The sequence below is a fragment of the Cryobacterium breve genome (genome assembly GCF_004402375.1).
Taxonomy (GTDB): Bacteria; Actinomycetota; Actinomycetes; order Actinomycetales; family Microbacteriaceae; genus Cryobacterium; species Cryobacterium breve.
Genome location: NZ_SOGJ01000011.1, coordinates 110,149 through 134,014 on the forward strand (window position 1 = coordinate 110,149; position 23,866 = coordinate 134,014).

Here is a 23,866-nt window from a genome sequence, read left to right on the forward strand (position 1 = left end):
CGCCTAAACCCGGGTGCGGCTCGAGCGCCCGGCGGCGAAGCGCGACAGCGCCCCGGTGCGGGCGAGCCCGCGCATGGCGAGCCAGGACAGCAGCCCGGCCACGACGATACCGGAGACGATTGCGGAGACCGTGTAAACGGCGATGAACGGCGCGGCCGAGCCGGGGTACCAGAGCAGCAGGTCGTTGACTGCCAGGGCAAGGCCTGCTCCCGCGCCGGCCAGGAGGGCCACATAGACGCGGTAGTTGGCGTAGATGAACAGGGCGAACACCAGCTCGGCGCCGAGTCCCTGCACCAGACCGGAGACCAGGATGGTGGCCCCCCAGGCGGTGCCGCCGACCAGTGTGGAGACGACGGCCGCGAGCAGTTCGGTGTAGATCGCGGCGCCGGGTTTGCGAATGATCAGGCCGCCAAGGACGCCGGCGAACAGCCATCCGCCGCCCAGGAGAGCCTGCAGGCCCGGCAGCAGCGGAGTCAAAAGCCCGCTGAGCGGGTTGTAGGCCTGATTCCAGACGACGAAGATGAGCCCGCTGGCCACGCCGATGACGCTGGCTATGACGATGTCGACGACACGCCAGCGGTATGAGCGCGGCTGCCGGGACGTGGCGGGGGTGAGAAGGGTGGATGTAGCGTGCACTGGTCGTGCCCTTTCCGTAGATGGTTCCAGGGCACGGGAACGAGAAAATCTGCCTCCCTGCGCTGGCATGATCCAGATCAGGTTCGACGGTCGAAGCTTCAGAAGCTTCCTCTCAGCCCGGTTGACCGGACTCCCGTGTTCGCTCCAAGTATAGACCAAGGCTTAGACTCGCGGGATGGAATCACAGGCGCACCGCTGCATCCGACTCGGGCGCGGATGACTTTCGCCGTTCCTCTGCTGCTCGCTGCACTACTGCTCTTCCTGTTGCGCACGCTCATCCTGCGCAGGAGACGGATGCTGCGCGGCCTGCCCGTGCGCGGCCCTTGGCACTTCCCGGCGAGCTGGCGCGGCCAGCCGGGCAGATGGTGGCGCGGGCTGCGACGCTGACCCGAAAGCGGTACGCTCGTCGTGGTGAGTCGGGAAGTCTGGTCGACAGTTCTGTTCGTGCGCCACAAAACCCCGATTGTCTGAGGCTCGTCCATGACGAAACCATCACCAATGCCTGTCACCCCGAAACTGAACGTCTTTCGACGCAGCAGCTACCCCGAGTACCTGCATGTCGCGACCATCCTGCGCAAGGAAACCGTCGGTGGGGCGCTCCTGCTCGTCGCGACGGTTCTCGCACTGATCCTGGCTAACACCGGGGCCTCCGATTTCTACTATTCCGTGCGGGATTTCCAGATCGGCTACGAGCCGTGGCACCTCAACCTGAGCCTCGGCGCGTGGGCGGCCGACGGACTCCTGGCGATCTTCTTTTTCATTGCCGGGCTCGAGCTTAAACGCGAGTTCGTCGCCGGTGACCTGCGCACTTTCAGCCGCGCGGTCGTTCCCGTCGCCGCGGCCGTCGGAGGCGTCCTCGTCCCGGCACTGATCTTCACCGCGATCGCGTTCAACTCGGGACCGGAAATGCTTCGCGGCTGGGCAATCCCCACCGCTACCGACATCGCCTTCGCCGTAGCCGTGCTCGCTGTGATCGGCTCCAAATTGCCCAGTGCGCTGCGTATCTTCCTGCTGACCCTGGCCGTGGTCGACGATCTGCTCGCCATCGCCATCATCGCCTTCTTCTACACCGGCGACCTTCAGCCCGCTCTGCTGCTGCTCGCAATCATTCCGCTCGGCATCTTCGCGTTCCTGGCCCACAAACACTCGTACCTGTTCGGCACCACGAAATGGGCCGCGGGTGCCATCCTGCTGCCACTCGGCCTCGTAACCTGGGCCCTCGTGCACGGCTCCGGTATCCACGCGACTGTGGCCGGTGTGCTGCTCGGCTTCGCCGTGCCGGTGCTGCGCAGCCGCCGCGGCGGCGGACCCGACGCCGGCCCGGGCCTGGCGGAGAATCTCGAGCACCGCATCCGCCCGCTGTCGGCCGGTTTCGCCGTGCCGGTGTTCGCCTTCTTCTCCGCCGGTGTGACGATCGGCGGTGTGGACGGCCTGGCGACAGCCCTGACCGACCCTGTCGCGATCGGAATCGTCGTGGCCCTGGTCGTGGGCAAGCCGGTGGGCATATTGCTCGCCACCGTTCTGGTGACCAAGACCACCCGGGCGAGCCTCGACCCGGACCTGGCCTGGGTGGACGTGATCGGCGTCGCCATGCTCGCCGGAGTCGGTTTCACGGTGTCGCTGCTGATCAGCGAACTGGCCTTCGGCCAGGGCAGCCCCCACGACGACCACGCCAAGGTGGCCATCCTCACCGGGTCCCTGCTGGCCGCCCTACTTGCGACGGTGGTTCTGCGGAGCCGCAACCGCCATTACGGCCGCATCGCCGACAAGGAGACGCTCGACGCCGACAACGACGGCATTCCCGACGTATTCCAGGCCGACGCGGCTCGCACCGAGCGCAGCACCGGACGCTGATAGAGCCGGTCGTCGAACCGATTCGACGGAGATTTTGGGTCAAACCCGTGTTTTCGGGCGCAAATGCACTCTCTGGAGCAAAATCTCCGTCGAATTCGTTCGAGACGGAGTTGCGGGAGTCGTGGAGCGCAGTCGTCCGCCCAGCCGCCTCAGCCAGTGAGGTCGTGAGGTTGGGAGGTCGGGAGGCTTGTGCTCTTCGCGGCTAGCGCTTGAGGGCGCGAATGATACGGGCGATCGTCTTGCCGGCAACCCAGACGAACGGGATGCCCACGGCGAGCAGAGAGATGACGTTGGGTTCGAAGCGAGCGGTCGTACCGGACTTCACGTAGGCGCCGATGGGCAGAGACGCACCGCCGCCACCACCGCCCGAGCCGCTGCCGGTGGCCGCAGAGTCACCCTCGCCGCCGCCGAAGCCGTAGTAGACGAGCGCGACGGGAATGAGGGTCACGCCGTCCACCTGGACGGGATCGCCGTAGGCCGACCGAACGCCGGCGGAACGGGAGATGTCTGCAAGTCGTTCTGGAAGGCTAGTCATGCTTTCAGGCTACCCCCTGTCGGGTTTGGGCTGGTCAGAGGTGCGGGGTGCCGGTTCGCGGGTGCCGGGCTCCCGGGCGATCGGCTCGAGCAGGGACGCAGGGCGCACCGTGCCCCGCCCGAACCGGGCCGTCAATGTGTCCACCGCGCGTTCCGCGCCGCGCCAGTCGTCGTCGGGGTCCCAGAGGGCCACGCCGGCTCCGTCGCCGTCGCTGAGCTGCTCGACGCGCACACCGATGAGACGCACCCGGATTCCGCGTGCCGCGAGCACCCCGAAGCTGGCGGCCGCCTCCTCGTAGATTCGACGGCCCACATCTGTCGGCTCGGCGAGAGTGCGCGAGCGGGTGACGGTACTGAAGTCGGCGTAGCGCAGCTTGAGCACCACGCAACGACCGACCAGTCCGGCGCGCCGCAGCCGAGCGGCCACCGCGTCGGACTGCCGCAGCAGTTCGCTGCGAAGCCGTGCGACATCCGTCACGTCGTGCTCGAACGTGATCTCGTGGCCGACGCTCTTCTCCTCGCGTTCCACCGTGACCACCCGCGGGTCTCTCCCCCAGGCCAGTTCGTAGAGCTTGCGACCCGAGGCCTCGCCCACGCTTTTCTGCAGCACGGCGAGGGGCGTGGCCGCCAGGTCACCGATGGTGCGCAGTCCCTGCCCGACCAGGGTCTGCTGGGTGGTGGCGCCGACTCCCCAGAGGGCACCGACGGGCAGCGGATGCAGGAACGCGAGCGTTTCGTCGGCCGGCACCACGAGCAGGCCGTTCGGTTTCGCCCGGCCCGACGCCATCTTGGCGACGAATTTGGTGCTCGCCGCGCCGACCGAGCAGGTCAGTCCGGTCTCCGCCACGACCCGGGCCCTGATCTGCGCCCCGATCTCAGCCGGGGAGCCGTGTAGGCGCCGAGCGCCGGCCACATCGAGGAATGCCTCGTCGATGCCGAGCTGCTCGACCAGCGGGGTGAAGTCGCCGAAGATGCGCATCACCCGGCCGGAGTACTCCTTGTAGCGGCTCATATGTGGTTCGAGCACCACCGCCGCCGGACAGCGCCGAAGAGCGAGAGCCATGGGCATGGCCGAATTGACGCCGTAGCGCCGGGCAACGTAATTCGCGGCCGTGACGACCGAACGACCGGATCGGTGCCCTACGATTACCGGCCGGTCGACCAGCTCGGGGTGGTCGAGCAGTTCCACCGAAGCGAAGAACGCGTCGAGATCGATGTGCAGCAGTGTCGCCGTGCTGTCGTCGACCGCATCGTTCGAGACCGTGCGATCGCTGCCATCCTGCCTGCCCATGGAGAGACCCTAACCCGGACCGGTGACAGGGGGCGACAGCGAGCGCCGGATTCCGCGGTGGGAGAACGGCGCATCCCTCTCGCCCGGAATGCCATGTCACGGATGCCGGTTGTAGCGTTGGAGAGTGACACGGTTCCACCCCCAGAGACCGCACCGAACAGGGAGCCCCGATGCATGACTGGATAACGCTGCAGAAACAGGCCGCCGACGAGTTCGCCGCCCGCCTACACCTGATCACCGATTGGAACGCCGCCACGCCCGATACCGAGTGGACCGTGACCGACCTGGTGCGGCACGTGGTGTTGGAGCAGCAATGGGTCCCGCCCCTGCTGGGAGGCCTGTCCGTGCTTGAGGCCCGACGCTCGCTGGCCCCGCTGGGATCGGACCTGTCGGCGGAATGGGCGACCCATTCCGCCCGGGCGGCCGAAGCCTGGGCGGCAACGCCGGCCGACGCCCCGGTGACTCTGTCGTACGACACCGTGACGGCATCCGACTACCTGCGTGAGCAGGTATCCGACGTTGCGATCCATTCCTGGGACCTTGCCCGGGCAACGGATGCCGACGAGTCCCTGGACGCAGACCTGGTCGCGGCCGTGTGGACGGTGTTCGAGGCGCAACGGGACACCCTCGAGGCCAGCGGCCTCTTCGCCTCGCCGGTGCCGGCCGATGAGGACGCGCCGTTGCAGCATCGCCTGCTCGCCCTCACCGGCCGGGACCCGCGTCGGCCGTAGGCGGCGGACCGGCACGAGGGTGGCCGAGGTCCTGCCGCCCGAACCAGCGGAGGCCTCGAGCACCTCTGCCCAGCCGACCACGCACTGAAATCCGGGACCCGGGGCCGTTCTGCGAGCGGCGTTGCGACGGTTCGCGACACGCCCGACCGCCCGGGTCGGGCCGCCTACTTCAATCGCGGGGGTCTGGCCGCCGGTATCCGGCAGGCTCAACCTCGGTGAAGCTAGGCGATCGAGGTCCCGAACAGGAGTCCGAGGAGGTAGGTGACCCCGGCCGCACCGAACCCGATGATCAGCTGGCGGATGGCGCGACGCCAGGGCGGCCCACCCGACAAGAGCCCGACGATGGCACCGGTGGCCAGTAGGGCCAGACCTACGAGTACAGCGGCGATGATGACCGCCGTGATGCCTTCGAAGCCGAAGAGATAGGGCAGCACGGGCAGGATCGCCCCGGAGGCGAAGAAGCAGAAGCTCGACGTTGCGGCTCCGATGCCCGTGCCGATGGCTTCGTGGTCATCGACCGCCGGGGCCAGTCCGCCGGACGACTTGACGTCGACGGGACCCGTGGCGATGGCCACCGTGCGCAGAACCTCGCGCGCATGGATCTCGGCCGTCTCCGGAGACATCCCCTGGGCGCGATAGACCAGGGTCAGCTCGTTCGCGGCCAGATCGAGGTGGGACAGCACATTCCGGGACGCCGGAATCGGGGTGGACGCCTCGAGAAGCTCCCGCTGCGACCGCACCGACACGTACTCCCCCGCACCCATCGACAGGGCTCCCGCGAGGAGCCCTGCAATACCGGTGAAGAGGATGGTGGTGGCCGGCACCCCGGTGGCGCCGATACCCAGCACCAGGGCCAGGTTGCTGACCAGACCGTCGTTGATTCCGAACACGGCGGCCCGGAAGGTTCCCGCCAGACGCTGCCGTCCGCGGGCGGCCAGCCCTCGAACAACCTCTTCGTGAATTCGCTCGTCGGCCGCCATGGTGTCGGTGGCGTCGGCGTCGGCGTCATACGGCGAGCGAGCCTCGGCACGCTGCGCGAGCGCCAGCACGAACACCGAACCGAAGCGGCGCGCCAGGAACCCCAGGAACCGGGTGCGCAGGGCACCGCGACGCGGCTGTCCGACCTGGTCGCCCAACAACCGCCGCCAGTGCGCTTCGTGGCGGCCCTCGGCGTCAGCGAGGGCCAGCAGAATTTCGCGTTCCTCCCCGGAGCGACGCCCGGCCAGGTCCCGGTAGACGGCGGCCTCGGCCCGTTCGTCGGCGAGATACCGCCGCCAGCGTCGGATCTCCTTCGCCGTCGCCGGCCGTTCCTGCTCCCGCTGCTGCTCCACGACGCTCACGCCTCGGGAGCGGCGTCGAGCGAGCTCTGAGCCACCCGGGCCGACGCATGCGGACCCGAACCGTCGAGACCGAAGAAGGGTTCGTCGAACTGCACAACCCACACGGCCTCACGCCCGGACACTGGGGCGTAGAGTGCCGCCCCGTCGAGTTCTCCGGCCGCCACGATCACACCGCTCGGATCCTCAGCGGTGGCGTCCGGATAGCGCACGCGGTCCAGACGCACCACAACCTGCACGCCGACACCGAGGGCACCGGCCCCGGCGGCGGGCTCGCGCCTGTTCCGCAGTCCCATTACTCGGTCGATCCCGCCCGCTGGAGCACGAGTTCGCGCACGCGGGCTGCGTCCGCCTGTCCGCGCATGGCCTTCATCACGGCGCCGATCACGGCACCGGCCGCCTGCACCTTGCCATCGCGGATTTTCGCGAGGACGTCGGGCTGGGCGGCAAGAGCCTCGTCGATCGCGGCGATGAGCGCTCCGTCATCGGAGACGACCGCGAGACCGCGGGACTCGACGACCTCCAGGGGGGTTCCCTCGCCGTTGATCACGCCTTCAAGCACCTGACGCGCCAGCCGTTCGGTCAGAGTGCCGGCCACGACCAACTCGATCAGGGCCGCGACTTGCACCGGCTGCACGAGCGAGTCGGCGCTGACGCCCGAGACGTTCGCGAGGCGGGCGACCTCACCGGTCCACCACTTGCGGGCAGCCTGGGCTGCGGCGCCGGCCGCAATGGTGGCTTCCACGGCGTCGAGGAGATCGGAGTTGACGACGTCCTGGAATTCGAGGTTGGCGAAACCCCAGTCGGCCTGCAACCGCTTACGGCGGGCGGCCGGGGGCTCGGGCAGGGTGGCTCGGAGTTCTTCCACCCACTCGCGCGACGGGGCCACGGGAACGAGGTCGGGCTCCGGGAAGTACCGGTAGTCGTCGGCGTCGGACTTGGGCCGGCCGGCCGAGGTGATGCCGGTGTCTTCGTGCCAGTGCCGAGTCTCCTGGGTGATGGTGCCGCCCGCATGCAGCAGCGCCGCCTGGCGCTGGATCTCGTAGCGCACGGCCCGCTCGACCGAACGCAGCGAGTTCACGTTCTTGGTCTCGGTGCGCGTTCCGAGAACGTTCGAACCACGCGGTCGCAGTGACACATTCGCATCGCAGCGCACGTTGCCCTCCTCCATCCGGGCGTTGGAGACGCCGAGCGCCTTGACGATCTCACGGATCGCGGCGACGTAGGTGCGGCCGATCTCGGGCGAGTCCGCCTCGCCGCCCTCGATCATCTGCGTGACGATCTCAACCAGCGGCACGCCGCCGCGGTTGTAGTCGACCAACGAGTAGTCGGCTCCCTGGATGCGGCCGGTCGCCCCACCTACGTGGGTGAGCTTGCCGGCGTCGTCCTCCATGTGTGCACGCTCGATGTCGACCGTGACCAGGCGTCCGCTTTCCAGCTCGATCGTGAGCTGCCCGTTGAAGGCGATGGGCTCGTCGTACTGCGAGGTCTGAAAGTTCTTCGCCGTGTCCGGGTAGAAGTAGTTCTTGCGCGCAAACCGGGAGTACTCCGCGATCTCACAGCCGAGTGCGAGCCCCAGACGGATGCTGGACTCGATAGCCTGGGCGTTCACCTGAGGCAGCCCGCCGGGCAGGCCCAGGCAGGTAGGGCAGGTGTTCGTGTTTGCACCCTGGCCGAATTCGTTGGCACAGCCACAGAACATCTTGGTCTTGGTGTTGAGTTCGACGTGCACCTCGAAGCCGAGCACCGGCTCGAACAGCTCCAGGGCCTTGTCGTAGTCCATCAATTCGGCCTTCTTCATCAGACGGCTCCCTCTGTGCTCGTGAACACGGCGTTTGTGTACATTTCCGTCGGCGCCAGTTCCGGCGCCTGGCTGAGGAGAGTGTGCCCCCAGGATGCTTCGAGCAGCGCCTCGACGGCGGCTCCGAAGCTGTAGAGACGGGCGTCCATTTTCGCGGGTGCCATGATCTGCAGGCCGACGGGCAGTCCGTCCTCAGGTGCGAGACCCATCGGCAGGCTCATGCCGGGCACACCGGCCAGGTTGGCCGGAATGGTCGTGACGTCATTGAGGTACATGGCCATGGGATCGGCCATCTTCTCGCCGAACTTGAACGCTGTGGTCGGTGCACTCGGTGACACGAGCACGTCGACCTTCGAGAAGGCGGCGTCGAAGTCACGCTGGATCAGGGTGCGCACCTTCTGTGCGCTGCCGTAGTACGCGTCGTAGTAGCCGGCGCTGAGGGCGTAGGTGCCGAGGATGATGCGGCGCTTGACCTCGGGGCCGAAGCCCGCGTCGCGCGTCGCAGCCATGACCCGCTCGCTGGTCAGGGGGCCGCCCTCCGGGTTGACCCGGATGCCGAAGCGCACAGAGTCGAAGCGCGCCAGGTTGCTCGACGCCTCGGCCGGAAGAATCAGGTAATAGGCGGCGATCGCGTACTCGAAGTTGGGGGCGCTGACCTCGACGATCTCGGCGCCGGCCGCGGCGAGCAGCGCGAGCGTCTCGGTGAAGCGCTGCGCGACGCCGGCCTGGAATCCGTTTCCGCTCAGCTCCTTCACCACACCGACCCGCACCCCCTTGAGGGCACCGTCGGCGAGGCCGGAGCGGGCGGCGGCGGCCATCGACGGCCAGGCATCCGTGAGCGACGTGGAGTCGAGCGGGTCGTGCCCGCCGATCACATCGTGCAGCAGGGCGGCGTCGAGCACCGTGCGGGTCACCGGGCCGACCTGGTCCAGAGAGGAAGCGAGAGCGATCGACCCGTAGCGGGACACACCGCCGTAGGTGGGCTTGACGCCGACCGAACCGGTGACGGCCGCCGGCTGGCGGATCGAGCCGCCGGTGTCGCTGCCGAGCGCGAGCGGTGCCTCGAATGAGCTGACCGCGGCCGCAGAGCCGCCGCCGGAGCCGCCGGGGATCCGGTCGAAGTCCCACGGGTTGTGCGTCGGGCCGTAGGCAGAGAACTCGGTCGACGAGCCCATTGCGAACTCGTCCATGTTGGTCTTGCCCAGGGGAATCAGACCGGCGTCGCGCACGCGCTTGACCACGGTGGCGTCATAGGGCGGGATCCATCCCTCGAGAATCTTAGAACCGGCGGTTGAGGGCATGTCGATGGTGGCGAGCACGTCCTTGATGGCGATGGGGACCCCGGCGAGCGGGCCGAGCGCCTCACCGGCGGCACGCCGGGCATCGACGCGGGCGGCGGCGGCGAGTGCGGCTTCGCCGGACACGTGCAGGAACGCGTGCACACCGGTGTCGATGGCCGCGATGCGGTCCAGATGCGCCTGGGTCACTTCGACGGAGCTCACGGATCCATCGGTCAACAGCCCGGAGAGGGTGGCGGCGGACAACTTGATCATGTCGGTCACGGGTTACTCCTCGTCCAGGATTGCGGGCACGCGGAACTTGTCGCCGTCCCGGTCGGGAGCTCCGGAGAGAGCCTGTTCGACCGTGAGCGACGGAACGACCGTGTCGGCGCGGAAGACGTTGGTCAGCGGCATCGGGTGGCTCGTCGCCGGCACATCCGGGGTGGCCACTTCGGCTACCTTGGCGACCGAGTCAACGATCTGGCCGAGTTCCAAGGTGAGGCGGGAGATCTCCTCAGAGCTGAGGTCGATCCGCGCAAGGTTTGCCAAATGGGCAACCTGCTCGGCCGTGATTTCAGACATGTTGCTCCGTACGATCGTCGGGGGTGGATTCCCCAATTCTATTCGGAGCCGTCGGTGACAAGATCCGCGTTGCCCGTGCCGATCAGCGCCATGTTGTGCAGGGACTCGCTGCCGAGATCGAAATAGGCGTTGTGGCCGACAGATCCGGTCAGCCAGTCGCCGGTGCTCCGGTCGTACGATCCGGAGACGCCGAGGGTGTTCGCCCCATAGGACTTCGCACCCGGATCGCTGCCGAAGAACGCACTGTTCACGGTCGGGTCCCAATCCGCGCTGCCGACATAGACGTTGCGCTGGGCCACGCTCAGGCTGTCAACGGACTGCACCTGGCTGCCCGGGGAGCCCACCAGTACCAGGGCATCCACCCCGAACGTGCCGCGGGCGAGGGCCGTGAGCGCCACTGTCGACCCATAAGAGTGGGCGACGAGGGACACGAAAGGCTTGCGCGAAGCGCGGTCGGCCTCGATACCGAGAACCGACTGCTCCAGGAAGTCCGCGCCGGCTTCCGCCAGACCCGTTCCCCCCACATTGAAGACGTCCGGGGCCTCGTAGCCGATCCAGGCGATGGTGGACACGGTCGCACCGGTCACGCCCTGCCCGGCCGCGCTCGCCTGTTCCTGCAGCACACGGGTCTGCTCGGCGTAGACGGCGTCGGCGGTGTCCGTCCAGTTGACCATCTGCGGCTCGACGCCGTAGTTCATGCCGGGCACGAGGTAGCTGACGAAATCGGCGCTGTCCGGGTTGCCGAGGGCAATCGCGGCCCGGCCGCCATCCGTCGGGTCGAGGAGGATCAGGGAACGACGGGGCGCACCGGCGGGGGTGCGCAGAGCCGCCTTGACCTGGGTCAGAACATCGAATTCCCGGCTGAGCTCGGTGCGCTCGGCGTCATCGGTGGTGTCGGCCAATCTCTGGGCGACGTCAGCGAGGCTCTGCGTGAGGTAGCGGGCATTGGCACGGCCTCGCTCGCGGAACGGGACACCCTCCAGATTGCCGACGACTTTCGGTGCGGCGGCCAGCAGCGACGACCGCTCGGCCCCGCCCAGCTCGTTCCACAGGCCGGCCACTTCAGATGCTGCGGGCGGGGCAGCGAGCAGGGAGTCCACCTGACCTGGGGACTGCACGACGAATGCAGACAGATCGGCGACCGAGAGGCTGGACAAGCCGGCCAGCAGGTTCGTTCCGGTCATCCGGCGCACGGATTCCACCGTGGCGACCGTGGCGGCCCGCGGGACGGATGCGATCGGTTGCGCGGACACCTTCGGGTCGCCGGCGACGGGCACCCCGACAGAGGTGCCCGTGCGCGCCGACAGGTTCAGCCACAGGGGTTCGGCGGCAGCGGGTTCGGCACCCCGGTTCGGCACCGACTGGCCCTGGACTGCGGTGCTGAGAGTGTGCACTTCAAAGGTCTCACTGACTCCGTTGAGAGCCAGAGAGACAGTGAGAACCGCCGCTTCCAACAGCAAACCTGGGTACGTCCCCTCACGAACACCGAGCAGCGATCAACTCGGCCTCTAAAAGACAAGTCTTACTTCTCTAGACTACTGAAACTGATGGTGGGACCGTGCCCCCACAGTGGGTCTCACCGACCCCCGATCGGGGGTTAATTAAGTCAGAATTGGTACTTGCATGATCCCGTATAGGTGTGATCCTATATGAACATGTCTCTGACAATCGCCCTCTTGGGGATCCTGGACCTCACCCCGATGACCGGATACGACCTCAAGAAGAGCATCGCGGCATCCGTCTCCCATTTCTGGTCGGCCGACCAGTCCCAGATCTACCGCACGCTGGCGGTGCTGGTCGCCGACGGTCTCGCCGAGGTGGAGGTCATCCCGCAGGAGGGGCGTCCGGACCGGCACGAGCACCACATCACTCCGGCCGGCCGCCGGGCTCTGGACGAGTGGCTGCGCTCGCCCCTCCAGCCGGAAAAGCCGCATGATGCGTTCTTGATGCGGCTTTTCTTCGTCGGCACACTGGGAGTGCCGGCCACTCGGGCTGTGCTTCGCGCACGGCGCAGCCAGGCCACCGTGATGCTGGCGGGTCTGCAGTCCGTGGTCGAGCAGGAACAGGCCCGCCGAGAGCCCGACGACCGTTCCCCCGACGACCTCGGACGCCGGCTGCGCCATGCCACCCTGCGGAACGGCATCCTGCATGCCCAAGCGGAACTCGCCTGGCTCACCGAGACGAAGGAGGCCCTCGAATGAGCGGTTCCCGCACTCCCCTGGAACCCCGCTATCGCCTGGAACACGGTGCTGATGCGGCGGGACCCGACACGATCGTGTTCCTGCACGGCGGCAATGTCGGCTCCTGGTCTTGGCAGCCGCAGGTGGAGCGCCTGCCCGATCGGCACCTGCTGACCCCCGATCTGCCGGGCTTCGGCGACCGGGTCGGGGAGGACTGGCTCTCCCTCGGTCAGGCCGCCGACGATGTGGCCGGCATCATCGCCGCTCGCGCACGCGGCGGTCGGGCGCATCTGGTGGGGCTGTCCCTGGGCGGCTTGGTGGCCACGCACGTCATGGCCCGGCACCCAGGGCTGCTGCGCTCATGTCTGGTGTCCGGCGTACCGCTCACGGGTGTGCACGGCCCGGCTCGGTTCCTGAACGCACTGCAACTGCCGCTCTGGAACCGCCCCTGGTATTGGCGAGCCCAGGCGAAGGCGTTCGGGCTGCCCGCCGACGCGGTCGACCTGTTCGTGGAACACGGCCTGAGCCTCCGCGCAGACAACACGCGGCGCGTGTTCGCCGACGTGAACCGCGGCGGTGCCCCGGAGGGCCTCGGCGACTACCGCGGCCCGATGCTGGCGGTCGCGGGCGAGCGGGAGTCCCGGCTCGTGCGGGACAGCTTTCCCCTGTTAGTCTCCCATGTGCCGCAGACGCGCACCTGGATCGCGCCGGGCATGCACCACGTCTGGAGCATCGAGAACGTTGAGCTCTTCACTCGGATGGTTTGCGGTTGGGTGGACGCGTCCGAGGTCCCGGCCCGGGATCCCGGCTGAGGTCAGGCTGGGTTGCTGTCCACTACCGGTGTCGCGGCGTCCACATCGGCACCAAACTCGGACTCGGACTCGGCCGACGCCTCGGCCAGCGCCGCAGGCCCATCGGTGACCAGCAGATGGAACTGGGCGGCGTCAAGAATGCGCAGGCCGAGCAGTTCGGCCTTGGCGAGCTTCGACCCGGCGCCCGGACCGGCGGCGACGAAGTCGGTGTTCTTGGAAACGCTGGAAGCGGACTTGCCGCCGGCGGAGATGATCGCCTCCTGGGCCTCTTCGCGGGTGTAGCCCTCGATCGAGCCGGTGGCCACGACCGTGAGTCCGGCCAGCACTCCTCCGGCTGCTGCGGCCGCTCCCGGACCGGGGTGCCCCGGGGTCGTGAACTGAACGCCGGCACGCATCCACTGCTCAACGATGCCCTGATGCCAATCCACCTCGAACCAGCTGATGACGGCGTCGGCGATGATGCCGCCCACCCCATCGACCTCAGCCAAATCCTCGCGGGAGGCGGCCCGGATCAGGTCGAGCGACCCGAAGTGGCCGGCCAGGGCACGCGCCGCCACCGGCCCGACGTGACGAATATTCAGGGCCACCAGGAGCCGCCACAGCGGCTTGGTCTTCGCCAATTCGATCTCGCGCAGCAGTTTGAGCGCGCTCGACGACGGCTGCGGGCCCTGGGCGCCTTGCTTCTTCTCTGCGGCGGTGGGGTTTCGCCGGAACGGCGTGCGCATCCGCACTGAGCCGTCCTCTTCTCCCTTGGCCAGTCCCGTCTCGGCATCACGCACGATGACCTCGATCGGCAGCAGGTCATCGAGGCTGAGGTCGAACAGGCCGGCCTCGGTGGGCAGGGGTGGTGCTGCGGGTCGGGTGGGCTGGGTGAGAGCGGCGGCGGCGACCTCGCCGAGCACTTCGATGTCCAGGGCGCCGCGTGAGCCGATGTGCTCGACCCGGCCACGCACCTGGGCCGGGCAGCTGCGCGCGTTGGGGCAGCGCAGGTCGATGTCACCCTCTTTGGCGGGGGCGAGCGGCGTGCCGCACTCCGGACAGTTCACGGGCATGACGAAGACGCGCTCAGTGCCGTCGCGCAGCTCGATCACCGGGCCGAGCACCTCGGGGATGACGTCGCCGGCCTTGCGCAGCACGACGGTGTCGCCGATCAGGATGCCCTTGGCCCTGACCACGTCCTGATTGTGCAGGGTGGCCTGGCGCACCTCCGAGCCGGCGACGCGAACCTTCTCCATCACGGCGAACGGCGTGGCCCGGCCGGTGCGGCCGACGCTGACGACGATGTCGAGCAGTGTGGTGTTGACCTGCTCCGGCGGGTACTTGTAGGCGATCGCCCAGCGCGGCGCCCGGCTGGTGGCGCCGAGCTCTGCATGCAGTTCCAGCTCATCGACCTTGATTACGATGCCGTCGATCTCGTGGTCGACGCTGGCCCGGTGCTCGCCGTAGTACTCGATGAACTTCTCCGCCAGGGCCGCGGACGATTCCACCCGGAAGTAGGAACTGGTGGGGAGACCCCAGCCCTGTAACAGTTCGTAGACGCCGGATTGGGACGCGACCGGTGGGCTGGCCCACGCGCCGATGCCGTGCACCAGCATCCGGAGCCGGCCGAGCCTGGCCCGCATCAGGCGGAGCGGTTCCGGAGCCTTCCCCTCCGCCTTCTGGCGCAGGGAGCCGGCCGCGGCGTTGCGGGGGTTCGCGAACACGCGTTCGCCGGCGGCGACCTGTGCGGCGTTGAGTTCGAGGAAGGCGGCGACCGGGAAGAACACCTCGCCGCGCACCTCCATCAGTGCGGGATGTCCGGTGCCCTCCAGTTGCGCAGGGATGCCGGGCACCCAGGCGATGTTCTCGCTGACGTCCTCGCCGACGACGCCGTCACCGCGGGTGGCGGCGCTGACCAGCACCCCGCGCTCGTAGCGCAGGTTGATCGCGAGCCCGTCGATCTTCAGTTCGCAGAGGTAGTGCACGGGCCGCGCGGCGTCACGTTCGACCTTCGCAGCCCAGAGCGCGAATTCGCCGATCGAGAACACGTTGTCGAGGCTGAGCATGCGCTCGACGTGCTCCACCGGGTCGAACAGGCTGGTCTCGGCCCGGCCGCCGACGGTCTGGGTGGGGCTGTCCTGGCTGGCCAGCTCGGGAAACTCGCGCTCGAACTCGGCGAGGCGGCGCACCAACTCGTCGTACTCGGCGTCGGAGATGACGACCTCGTTGCGGTCGTAGTACGCGTCGCGGGCTTCCAGAATGCGCTGGGTCAGTTCGGCGACCTCGGCGGCGGCCGCGTGCAGCGTCACGCCGGACCCGGGACCGGGCTCGGGGCTACGCATCGACGGCGACGGTGCTGTCGGCACTCACACTGTCTGCGGAGCCGTCAGTCCCGCCGGCACCATCGCTGTCTGCGCTGACGGCGCTCACCGTGCGGTCGATGGTGCACTGGCCGAGCACGCGCGTGCCAATGTAGACAACAGCGGTCTGCCCGGGGGCCACGCCGGTGAGCGACTCGGCCGGGGTGATGACGAGTTCGGTTCCGGCGCCGGTCCCGTGACTGGCGCTGGTCTCGGCAGTCGAGTCGGCCGAAACCGCCACCACCCGGGCCACGGCGGGAACCGGATCGGCATGCGCGCGGATCTGCACGTGGCATTCGAAGGCGATATCCGGGTGCGCGGGGGCGACACCACACCAGGTGAACGAGGTGCCGGCGATCTCCTTGATCGCGAGGGCCTCTTTCGGCCCCACCACGACAGTGTTGGAGATCGGGCGCACCTCGAGCACGAACCGGGGCTTGCCATCGGCCGCGGGGGTGCCGATCTGCAGCCCCTTGCGCTGTCCCACCGTGAACGCGGCCGCCCCCTCGTGCCGGCCAAGGGTGTTGCCCTCGCGGTCCAGGATGTCGCCGGTCGCCGGCGCGACCCGCTCGGCCAGCCAGCCCCGCGTGTCGCCATCGGGGATGAAGCAGATGTCATAGGAGTCAGGCTTGTTCGCCACCGAGAAACCGCGCTCGGCGGCCTCGGCCCGCACCTCGGCCTTGGACGGCGTGGCACCCAGCGGAAACATTGAGTGCGCGAGCTGTTCCTGGGTGAGCACACCCAGCACATAGGACTGGTCCTTGGCCCAGGCGCTGGCCCGGTGCAGTTCGCGGTTGCCGTCGGCATCCGTCACGATCGTGGCGTAGTGGCCGGTGGCGACGGCGTCGAAGCCGAGGTCGAGAGCCTTTTCGAGCAGGGCGGCGAACTTGATGCGCTCGTTGCAGCGCATGCAGGGGTTCGGGGTTCGTCCGGCGGCGTATTCGGCGATGAAGTCGTCGACCACGTCGAGCTTGAAACGCTCGGAGAAATCCCAGACGTAGTACGGGATGCCGATGATGTTGGCGGCCCGCTGGGCATCCATGGAATCTTCGACGGTGCAGCAGCCGCGGCTACCGGTGCGCAGGGTGCCGGGCATCCGACTGAGGGCCAGGTGCACCCCGACCACCTCGTGTCCCGCCTCGACCATGCGGGCTGCGGCGACGGCGGAGTCGACCCCACCGCTCATTGCTGCCAAAACCTTCACCCGTCGAGTGTATTCGGGCGAACCGGAATGGCCAACGTGGGCGCACCGCGACGCGGCGCGGGGAGGGTCAGGGGATGTCGGTCAGGGTCCGCTCGATCGAGGCGAGACGGATGTCCAGCAGAGCCAGCCTGTCGAGCACGGCCTGGTTGCTCGCGGTGCTCTGTTCGACGAGTGCGCGGAGGTCCGCTGCTCCGGCGAACTCCGTCTGCTTCTCTCGCGACCGCAGTACGGCCGCCACGACGCTCGACGTGACTCCGGCGATGATGCCGACAATGGCGATCCAAGCGAACCAGGGAATGTTGTCCATCAGTGTGTGCTTTCTGTGTCGGCTTCGACCGCCGCAACGATGCTTGCGACGGTGGTGGTGACCGCGAACGGAACGACCTCGAAGAACTTCAGGGCCTTGCCTTCGTCGGAGAGCTCGAGGTGCCCGGTCACGTAACCGGCCGATTCGAGTCGTTGCAGGTGCATGTACAGCAGGGCCCGGGACATCCCCAGCCTGCGGGCAAGCTCACTCACATGGAGGGACTCCTTCGCCAGCAGGGCGATGATGCGGAACCGGTGCGGGTTGGCGAGGGCAGCCAGTCGGGCGATCTCGTCGTCGAGCGTCATGGTGCCCACGCTCCCCTCGACATCCGTTGACCCTACCTGCAAGTAGTAACTTACACGTGACACACTGCCCTGTCCAGTGCCGGCTGGTCAACCGCGCTGGAACTGCGCCGCTACGCGCGTGGCGTGCCAGGCGCGCAGTGGCGCAGCACCCGCGCAAGGGCGATGGATGCCCAGCGGTGGGCTCAGCGCCCCGGCACCCGGTCAGCCAGGCCGGCCTTGGCCGCCCGGGCGTGCGCGGCCGGGAGAGCGGCGAGCAGAGCGTCGACGTCGGCCACGGTGTTGCTGCGCCCGAGGGTGATCCGCAGGGCGCCGCGCGCCTCCACCTCGCTGCGGCCCATGGCTCGCAGCACATGCGAGGGCTCGGGTACACCGGCCTGGCAGGCGGACCCCGTGGACACCGAGATGCCGGCCACGTCGAGCAGGAACAGGAGCGAGTCGCCCTCGCAGCCCGGAAAGCTGAAGTGCGCCGTGCCCGGTAGGCGGTTTTCCGGGGTGGGGTCGCCATTCACCACGGCCGACGGCACGGATGCGGAGACGCCGGCTACGAGACGCTCACGCAGCTCGGCGACCCTCGCGTTCTCCAGCGAAAGATCCTGCAGGGCGTTCGCCGCGACCGCGAACGCCACGGCCGCCGCAACATCCTGGGTGCCGCTACGCACCTGGCGCTGCTGTCCCCCACCGTGCAGCAACGGCTCGACCGTCGCCCGGCGGGAGAGTGCGAGCGCACCGATCCCCACCGGGCCCCCGATCTTGTGCGCCGAGACGCTGAGCGCGGCCACGCCGGCCCGGCTGAGCGCATGGAAGTCGATCGGCACATGACCGTAGGCCGCCACGGCGTCCACGTGCACCGGGATGCCGCGCGAGGCGGCGAGTGCCGCCACCTCCGCCACGGGTTGCAGCGTGCCGACCTCGTTGTTGGCGCTGAGCAGTGTGACGAGGGCGATGTCGTCGGGGTTCGCCGCGATGGCGGCGGCAACCGCGGCCAGGTCGATCCGGCCGAGGGCATCCAACGGCAGCCATTCGACCACGGCACCCTCGTGGCGTTCGAGCCACTCGACGGTGTCCACGGTGGCGTGGTGTTCGCCGCCGGGAACGAGGATGCGGGTGCGCGGCTGCCTGGCCCAGAACAGCCCTTTGACGCCGAGGTTGATCGCCTCGGTGCCGCCGCTTGTGAAGACCACCTCGATCGGGTCGCAGCCGAGGCTGGCGGCGACCTGCTCGCGGGCTTCCTCGAGCATCCGTTTCGCGTTCTGCCCCTGGCTGTGAACGGATGCGGGGTTGCCCACCACAGCCAGCGCCCGCACATAGGCCTCGATGGCGGCGGGCAGCATGGGTGTGGTGGCCGCATGGTCCAGGTAGACAGCCATGTAACTTCCTTCCGCGCGCGCTCGAATCCGGCGGGTGACAGCGTGGTAAAACTCTGCTTCCGCACTCATTACTCTAGAACGCATGACACCGCCTGATCCCCTGCGCAACCTCGGCGTGCGTGTCACGACCCACGGCGGCGAACTCCGCGTATGGTCGGAGACCGCCGACGCCATCGACCTGTGCATCTTCGACTCCACCGATCCCAACTGGATCATCAAGACCGTCCCCATGGTCAAGGATGAGCACGGCGTTTGGACCGGACGGTCCCGCACCCTCTCCGCCGGACGCCGCTACGGCATCCGGGTCTCCGGCCCGACCGCGCCCCGCAACTCCTTCCACCCCGAGAAAACACTGATCGAACCGTATTCCCGGGGGCTCGTGCGGGTCGGCCCCGACCAGTGGCAGTCCTCGGTCGTCGACGGCGACTTCGACTGGGCCGGTTCGATCAAGCCGAAGATCGCCCTGGACCACACGGTGGTCTACGAGGCCCACGTGCGCGGCCTGACCAACCTCAGCCCCTCGGTGCCGCGGCACCTCCGCGGCACATACGCCGGGCTGGCCCACGAGTCGACCATCGCCTATCTGAAGAACCTCGGTGTGACCTCGATCGAGCTGCTCCCGGTGCAGGCATTCGTCTCCGAGCAGCGTTTGATCAAACAGGGTCTGACGAACTACTGGGGCTACAACACCTTTAATTTCTTCTCTCCGCACGCCGACTACGCCACCCAGGCGTCCCAGGCCGCCGGTCCCGAGGCGGTGCTCCGGGAGTTCAAGGGCATGGTCAAGCTGCTGCACGAGGCCGGCCTCGAGGTCATCCTCGACGTGGTCTACAACCACACCGCCGAGGAGGGCCCGAACGGCCCGGTCAGCAGCCTGCGCGGCATCGACAACGCCGCCTACTACCGGCAGAACAGTGCCGGGGGCTACATCGACGTGACGGGCTGCGGCAACACGCTGAACGTGTCCCACGACGTTCCGCGTCGCCTCGTGCTCGACTCGCTTCGGTACTGGGCGAACGAGCTTCAGATCGACGGCTTCCGCTTCGACCTGGCCGCCACTCTCGCCCGCGATGAGAATGTCGAGTTCCAGCAGGACAGTCCGCTGCTCGCCGAGATAGCAGCCGACCCGGATCTGTCTCAGGTGAAACTGATCGCCGAGCCCTGGGACATCGGGATGGGCGGCTGGCAGACCGGCAACTTCCCCTCCGAGTGGACCGAGTGGAACGACCGCTACCGCGACCGTATGCGGTCGTTCTGGCTGACCGACCTCGCGGCCGCCCGCGACGGGCACGCCGTTAGCGGGATCGGACGCTTCGCGACGCGCCTGGCCGGTTCGGCGAACACGTTCTCCCGCGAGCGCGGACCGCTGGCCTCCCTCAACTTCATCACGGCCCACGACGGTTTCACCATCGCCGACCTGACCTCCTACAACGTCAAGCACAACGTCGGCAACGGCGAGTCGAACCGGGACGGCACCGACTCCAACAATTCGTTCAACCACGGCGCGGAGGGCCCGACCCGCAACCGGAACATCCTGACCGCCCGTCGAAAGGCCATGCGAAACCTACTCGCCACCCTGCTGCTCTCGGCCGGAGTGCCGATGATCACTGCGGGCGACGAGTTCGGCCGAAGCCAGCGGGGCAACAACAACGCCTACTGTCATGACGGGGAGCTCACCTGGCTGAACTGGGATCTCGACGACTGGCAAGAGGATCTCCACCGCGTGACGCGGCGCCTGCTCCAATTGCGCCGCGAGAACCCGGCACTGCGCCCGGTGCGGTTCGGACGCCCCGGCGAGACGACACTCAGTGCCAGCGAAATGGACTGGTACAACGTGGAAGGCCGGTCCATGTCCGAAGACGACTGGCACTCGTCCAAGGAGCGCACCCTGCAGTACCTGGCGGCCAGCACTCCGGAGCACGAGGAATTCAACCGGATCCTCCTGATCGTGCAGGGCCGCGAGGAAGAGGTGACGGTGACCCTGCCCGTACACCCAGGTGTCACGTCGTACTCGCTGCTCTGGGACTCCAGCCACGACGACCTGAGCGACGCGGTCATCGAGCACACCCCGGGCGACCAGTTCCTCGTTCCGGCCGCATCGATGCAACTGCTCCGCGCGAACTGACCATGGCGAAACGGGTGGAGGGAAGCGTCGGCACGCCGGCGACGGTGGCGCTGATGCGCGCCGGCATCCCCTTCACCCCGCATGCCTACACCCACGAGGCGTCGTCGACGAGCTTCGGGCTGGAAGCGGCGGACAAGCTCGACGTCCACGCGGGCCGGGTGTTCAAGACCCTGCTGACGGATGTCGACGGCAGGCTGGTCGTGGCCGTCGTGCCAGTCACGGGCCAGCTCGACCTCAAGGCACTGGCCGCCAGCGTGGGCGCCAAGAAGGCAGTGATGGCCGACCCGTCGCTCGCCGAGCGCAAGACCGGCTACGTGGTGGGCGGCATCAGCCCGATCGGGCAGAAGAGCAGACTCACGACCGTGGTCGATGAGAGTGCCCTCGCATTCGACACCGTGTTCGTCTCCGGTGGGCGCCGCGGCTTCGACATCGAGCTCACGCCGGCCGACCTGGCCCGGGCGGTCGCCGCGGTCTTCGCGGCGATCGCCCGCCCCTGACCACCAGAAAGGCACCTCCGTCGAGTGACGGAGGTGCCTTTCTGGTGCGTGAGGCTCTCTAGCCGGCGACGGCGATCAGGCCCATTTCGGCAGGGCTGACCAGGAGCTCGTTGCGCGGCACGACGCGCACCGTGTAGCCGAAAGCGCCGCCTCGGTCGAGTTCGATCGTGCCGATGAAAAGCGTCGGCGCACCGGCATCCGTCACACTCGGCACGGTCGGTTCGGCCGCCAGCGGCATGCTGCTGACATCGGTCAGGTCATCGTTGACGAGGCTCTTCCCGTAGACCACCTCGACGGTGACGTCCTCAGGCGCGAGCCCGTTCAATTGCACGTGCGCGCGCAGGTGCAGCTCGTCCCCGACCTGCGGCACCGAGGCGACGCCGCCGGATTCGACGTGGGCCACGGCGACGCCGGGCCACGCCGACACGATCCGCCCCTTCCAGGTGGCCAGTTCCCTGGCCGCCCGGTAGTTGTTCACGGACAGACGCGCCTCAGCCTTGCCGGCGGGCCGGTACAGCTCCTGCACATACTGGCGCACCATCCGCCCGGCATTCAGCTCGGGTGAGAGCTTCGCGAGGGTCTGCCGGATCGAGGAGACCCAGCGTTCGGGCACTCCTTCGGCGTTGCGATCGTAGAACTTCGGTGCGACCTGATGCTCGATCAGCTCGTACAGCGCGTCTGCCTCGAGCCGGTCACGTTCGGCCGCATCACCGGCGGCGTCTGCGGTAGGGATCGCCCAGCCATTGTTGCCGTCGTAGTATTCCGGCCACCAGCCGTCGAGGATGGACAGGTTGAGGGCGCCGTTCAGGGCCGCCTTCATCCCGGAGGTGCCGCAGGCCTCGAGCGGGCGCAGCGGATTGTTGAGCCACACATCCGTGCCCGGGTACATCAACTGGGCCATCCCGATGTTGTAGTCGGGCAGGAACGCGATCTTGGTGCGCAGCGCGGGGTCGGCCGCGAACTGCACGACGCGTTGGATGAGCCGCTTGCCTTCTTCGTCGGCCGGGTGCGACTTGCCCGCGATCACGATCTGGATGGGGTGCTCCGAGTGCAGCAGCAGGGCGCGCAACCGCTCGGGGTCGTGCAGCATCAGAGTCAGGCGCTTATAGGTCGGCACGCGACGGGCGAAGCCGATCGTGAGCACGTTCGGGTCGAAGACCCGACCGATCCAGGAGGGCACGATGCCACCCGGATTCTGTACCTCCCACGCTGCGGCGATCCGTCGGCGGGCGTCCTCCACGAACTGCAGGCGCATCTGTCCGCGCACCTGCCAGAGGTCCGCGTCGGACACGGCGGGTGACGCCCAGTCTGCCTCGGAGGTGTCGCTGGTGCCCAGTCGGGTCTGCGCGAGGGCAAGCAGGGCCGGGTCGGTCCAGGTGGGGGCGTGCACGCCGTTCGTGATCGAGGCGATCGGCACATCGTCGGCGTCGAATCCCGGCCACAGGCCTTTGAACATGGCTCGGCTGACCTCGCCGTGCAGCTTTGAGACGCCGTTGGCGCGTTGGCCCAGCCGCAGGCCCATGAGGGCCATATTGAAAACGTCCGGGTTGCCGTCTTCGAAGCTCTCCGCGCCGAGGGCCAGGAGGTCGTCGACGGCGACGCCCGGAAGCAGGTCGGTCTCGAAGTAGCGACGCACCAGGCTGCGCTCGAACCGGTCGATTCCGGCGGCGACGGGCGTGTGGGTCGTGAACACGGTTCCGGCCCGGGCCACCTGCAGCGCCTCCGAGAAGCTGAGACCCTCGCCGATCAGGCTGGAGATGCGCTCGAGGCCGAGGAACCCGGCGTGACCCTCATTGGTGTGGAACACCTCTGGGTCGGGCTGGCCGTTGAGGTTGCTCCACAGCTTCACGGCTCGCGCGCCGCCGATGCCGAGCAGCAGCTCCTGAAGCAGGCGGTGCTCGCCGCCGCCGCCGTAGAGGCGGTCGGTGACCAGGCGCAGGTCGTCGGCATTCTCCGGAATGTCGGTGTCGAGCATCAACAGACGGATGCGCCCCACCATGGCCTGCCAGACCCTGGCGTGCAGCGTGCGGTCGTCGGGCAGCGCGAGCGCGACCTGAACGGGCGAGCCGTCGGCCCGGCGCAGCACCGACAGAGGCAGGCCGTCGGGGTCGAGCAGCGGGTAACTCTCCAACTGCCAGCCGTCGGGCGAGATGGCCTGACTGAAGTAGCCGGCCCGGTAGAACAGGCCGACGCCCACCAGCGGCACGCCAAGGTCGGAAGCGCTCTTCAGGTGGTCGCCGGCCAGGATGCCGAGTCCGCCCGAGTACTGCGGGAGAGCGGCGGCAATGCCGAACTCCGGCGAGAAATAGGCAATGGATGCCGGCTTATCACCATCGAGCCCCTGGTACCAGCGGGGCTTTTCGAGATATTCGCGCAGTTCGTCCCTGGTGGCATTCGCCCAGGCCACATAACCGTCATCCTGTGCCAGCGCCTCCAGGCGGGCTGTGTCGACGGCCCCCAGCAACGCGACGGGGTCGGTTCCGCTCTCACGCCACAAGTCAGGGGCGATGTGCTCGAACAGCTGGCGGGTCGGTTCATGCCAGGACCAGCGCAGGTTTCCGGCAAGCTCGTCGAGCGCGGCGAGCGACTCGGGCAGCACGGTGCGGACTGTAAATTTGCGGATCGCTTTCACACGTTCAGCCTAGGGGCGGTGTGTGTCGCGTGGGTTAAGAGCACAAGCATTG

General features: G+C 68.1%; 22 protein-coding genes and 1 riboswitch. Of the genes, 7 read left to right on the forward strand and 15 right to left on the reverse strand.

The window, feature by feature from the left end:
* Positions 1-3: 3 nt before the first annotated feature.
* Entirely contained in the window at positions 4-636 is a 633-nt protein-coding gene (locus E3O65_RS03695; RefSeq protein WP_134362394.1) for an ECF transporter S component, read from the reverse strand.
* Positions 637-673: 37 nt separating this feature from the next.
* Positions 674-783, reverse strand: a riboswitch (TPP riboswitch).
* Positions 784-852: 69 nt separating this feature from the next.
* Between E3O65_RS03695 and E3O65_RS16590 the strand changes: the two genes are divergently transcribed.
* Positions 853-1,023, forward strand: a complete 171-nt coding sequence (locus E3O65_RS16590; protein ID WP_166785643.1) for a hypothetical protein — start codon at positions 853-855, stop codon at positions 1,021-1,023.
* A 93-nt stretch (positions 1,024-1,116) separates the two neighbouring features.
* A complete protein-coding gene (gene nhaA / locus E3O65_RS03700; protein WP_134362395.1) occupies positions 1,117-2,490 on the forward strand; it encodes a Na+/H+ antiporter NhaA in 1,374 nt (457 codons plus the stop codon).
* A 202-nt stretch (positions 2,491-2,692) separates the two neighbouring features.
* Here the strand turns inward: nhaA and E3O65_RS03705 are convergent, their stop codons facing one another.
* Positions 2,693-3,025 carry a hypothetical protein gene (locus tag E3O65_RS03705; RefSeq protein WP_134362396.1) on the reverse strand — a complete coding sequence of 111 codons (333 nt, stop codon included), beginning with the start codon at positions 3,023-3,025 and terminating at the stop codon, positions 2,693-2,695.
* Positions 3,026-3,034: 9 nt separating this feature from the next.
* Complete coding sequence (locus tag E3O65_RS03710) at positions 3,035-4,315, reverse strand: DNA polymerase IV (protein WP_134362397.1); 1,281 nt, start codon at positions 4,313-4,315, stop codon at positions 3,035-3,037.
* A 170-nt stretch (positions 4,316-4,485) separates the two neighbouring features.
* Between E3O65_RS03710 and E3O65_RS03715 the strand changes: the two genes are divergently transcribed.
* Positions 4,486-5,046, forward strand: a complete 561-nt coding sequence (locus E3O65_RS03715; protein WP_134362398.1) for a TIGR03086 family metal-binding protein — start codon at positions 4,486-4,488, stop codon at positions 5,044-5,046.
* Positions 5,047-5,267: 221 nt separating this feature from the next.
* On the opposite strand, the gene E3O65_RS03720 is transcribed toward E3O65_RS03715, so the two are convergent.
* From E3O65_RS03720 to E3O65_RS03745, 6 genes are read right to left on the reverse strand one after another with little or no spacing between them, the layout of a single operon-like run.
* Complete coding sequence (locus E3O65_RS03720) at positions 5,268-6,377, reverse strand: VIT1/CCC1 transporter family protein (RefSeq protein ID WP_134362399.1); 1,110 nt, start codon at positions 6,375-6,377, stop codon at positions 5,268-5,270.
* A 5-nt stretch (positions 6,378-6,382) separates the two neighbouring features.
* Positions 6,383-6,679: a hypothetical protein gene (locus tag E3O65_RS03725; RefSeq protein WP_134362400.1), complete on the reverse strand. Its 297-nt coding sequence runs from the start codon at positions 6,677-6,679 to the stop codon at positions 6,383-6,385.
* Positions 6,679-8,184, reverse strand: coding sequence for an Asp-tRNA(Asn)/Glu-tRNA(Gln) amidotransferase subunit GatB (gatB, locus tag E3O65_RS03730; protein ID WP_134362401.1), 1,506 nt, complete (start codon positions 8,182-8,184; stop codon positions 6,679-6,681). Before gatB ends, E3O65_RS03725 begins: the two co-directional genes overlap by 1 nt.
* On the reverse strand, positions 8,184-9,746 hold the full coding sequence (gene gatA / locus E3O65_RS03735) for an Asp-tRNA(Asn)/Glu-tRNA(Gln) amidotransferase subunit GatA (protein ID WP_134362402.1): 1,563 nt from the start codon (positions 9,744-9,746) through the stop codon (positions 8,184-8,186). Before gatA ends, gatB begins: the two co-directional genes overlap by 1 nt.
* Positions 9,747-9,749: 3 nt before the next feature.
* On the reverse strand, positions 9,750-10,046 hold the full coding sequence (gene gatC, locus E3O65_RS03740; RefSeq protein WP_166785644.1) for an Asp-tRNA(Asn)/Glu-tRNA(Gln) amidotransferase subunit GatC: 297 nt from the start codon (positions 10,044-10,046) through the stop codon (positions 9,750-9,752).
* Between the two features lie 38 nt (positions 10,047-10,084).
* Positions 10,085-11,440 carry an alpha/beta hydrolase gene (locus E3O65_RS03745; protein WP_134362403.1) on the reverse strand — a complete coding sequence of 452 codons (1,356 nt, stop codon included), beginning with the start codon at positions 11,438-11,440 and terminating at the stop codon, positions 10,085-10,087.
* Positions 11,441-11,701: 261 nt separating this feature from the next.
* Here E3O65_RS03745 and E3O65_RS03750 point away from each other — a divergent pair, with 261 nt between their 5' ends.
* On the forward strand, positions 11,702-12,247 hold the full coding sequence (locus tag E3O65_RS03750) for a PadR family transcriptional regulator (protein WP_134362404.1): 546 nt from the start codon (positions 11,702-11,704) through the stop codon (positions 12,245-12,247).
* On the forward strand, positions 12,244-13,038 hold the full coding sequence (locus E3O65_RS03755) for an alpha/beta fold hydrolase (protein ID WP_134362405.1): 795 nt from the start codon (positions 12,244-12,246) through the stop codon (positions 13,036-13,038). The genes E3O65_RS03750 and E3O65_RS03755 overlap by 4 nt, the downstream gene beginning before the upstream one ends.
* 2 nt (positions 13,039-13,040) lie before the next feature.
* On the opposite strand, the gene ligA is transcribed toward E3O65_RS03755, so the two are convergent.
* The 5 genes from ligA to E3O65_RS03780 form a co-directional block, all read right to left on the reverse strand.
* Positions 13,041-15,359, reverse strand: a complete 2,319-nt coding sequence (gene ligA / locus E3O65_RS03760; RefSeq protein ID WP_134362591.1) for an NAD-dependent DNA ligase LigA — start codon at positions 15,357-15,359, stop codon at positions 13,041-13,043.
* Positions 15,352-16,581, reverse strand: a complete 1,230-nt coding sequence (gene mnmA, locus E3O65_RS03765; protein WP_174722257.1) for a tRNA 2-thiouridine(34) synthase MnmA — start codon at positions 16,579-16,581, stop codon at positions 15,352-15,354. The genes ligA and mnmA overlap by 8 nt, the downstream gene beginning before the upstream one ends.
* A gap of 67 nt (positions 16,582-16,648) precedes the next feature.
* A complete protein-coding gene (locus tag E3O65_RS03770; RefSeq protein WP_134362406.1) occupies positions 16,649-16,888 on the reverse strand; it encodes a hypothetical protein in 240 nt (79 codons plus the stop codon).
* Positions 16,888-17,256, reverse strand: a complete 369-nt coding sequence (locus E3O65_RS03775) for an ArsR/SmtB family transcription factor (protein ID WP_241988656.1) — start codon at positions 17,254-17,256, stop codon at positions 16,888-16,890. The genes E3O65_RS03770 and E3O65_RS03775 overlap by 1 nt, the downstream gene beginning before the upstream one ends.
* Before the next feature lie 119 nt (positions 17,257-17,375).
* Positions 17,376-18,560, reverse strand: a complete 1,185-nt coding sequence (locus E3O65_RS03780) for a cysteine desulfurase family protein (protein ID WP_134362407.1) — start codon at positions 18,558-18,560, stop codon at positions 17,376-17,378.
* 82 nt (positions 18,561-18,642) lie between these two features.
* On the opposite strand from E3O65_RS03780, the gene glgX reads away from it, so the two are divergent.
* Positions 18,643-20,685: a glycogen debranching protein GlgX gene (glgX, locus tag E3O65_RS03785; protein WP_134362408.1), complete on the forward strand. Its 2,043-nt coding sequence runs from the start codon at positions 18,643-18,645 to the stop codon at positions 20,683-20,685.
* Between the two features lie 2 nt (positions 20,686-20,687).
* On the forward strand, positions 20,688-21,182 hold the full coding sequence (gene ybaK / locus E3O65_RS03790; RefSeq protein ID WP_134362409.1) for a Cys-tRNA(Pro) deacylase: 495 nt from the start codon (positions 20,688-20,690) through the stop codon (positions 21,180-21,182).
* A gap of 58 nt (positions 21,183-21,240) precedes the next feature.
* Here ybaK and glgP read toward each other — a convergent pair whose 3' ends face one another.
* Positions 21,241-23,814 (reverse strand): alpha-glucan family phosphorylase, encoded by a 2,574-nt coding sequence (gene glgP / locus E3O65_RS03795; RefSeq protein ID WP_134362410.1) that lies wholly within the window; start codon positions 23,812-23,814, stop codon positions 21,241-21,243.
* Positions 23,815-23,866 lie beyond the last annotated feature (52 nt).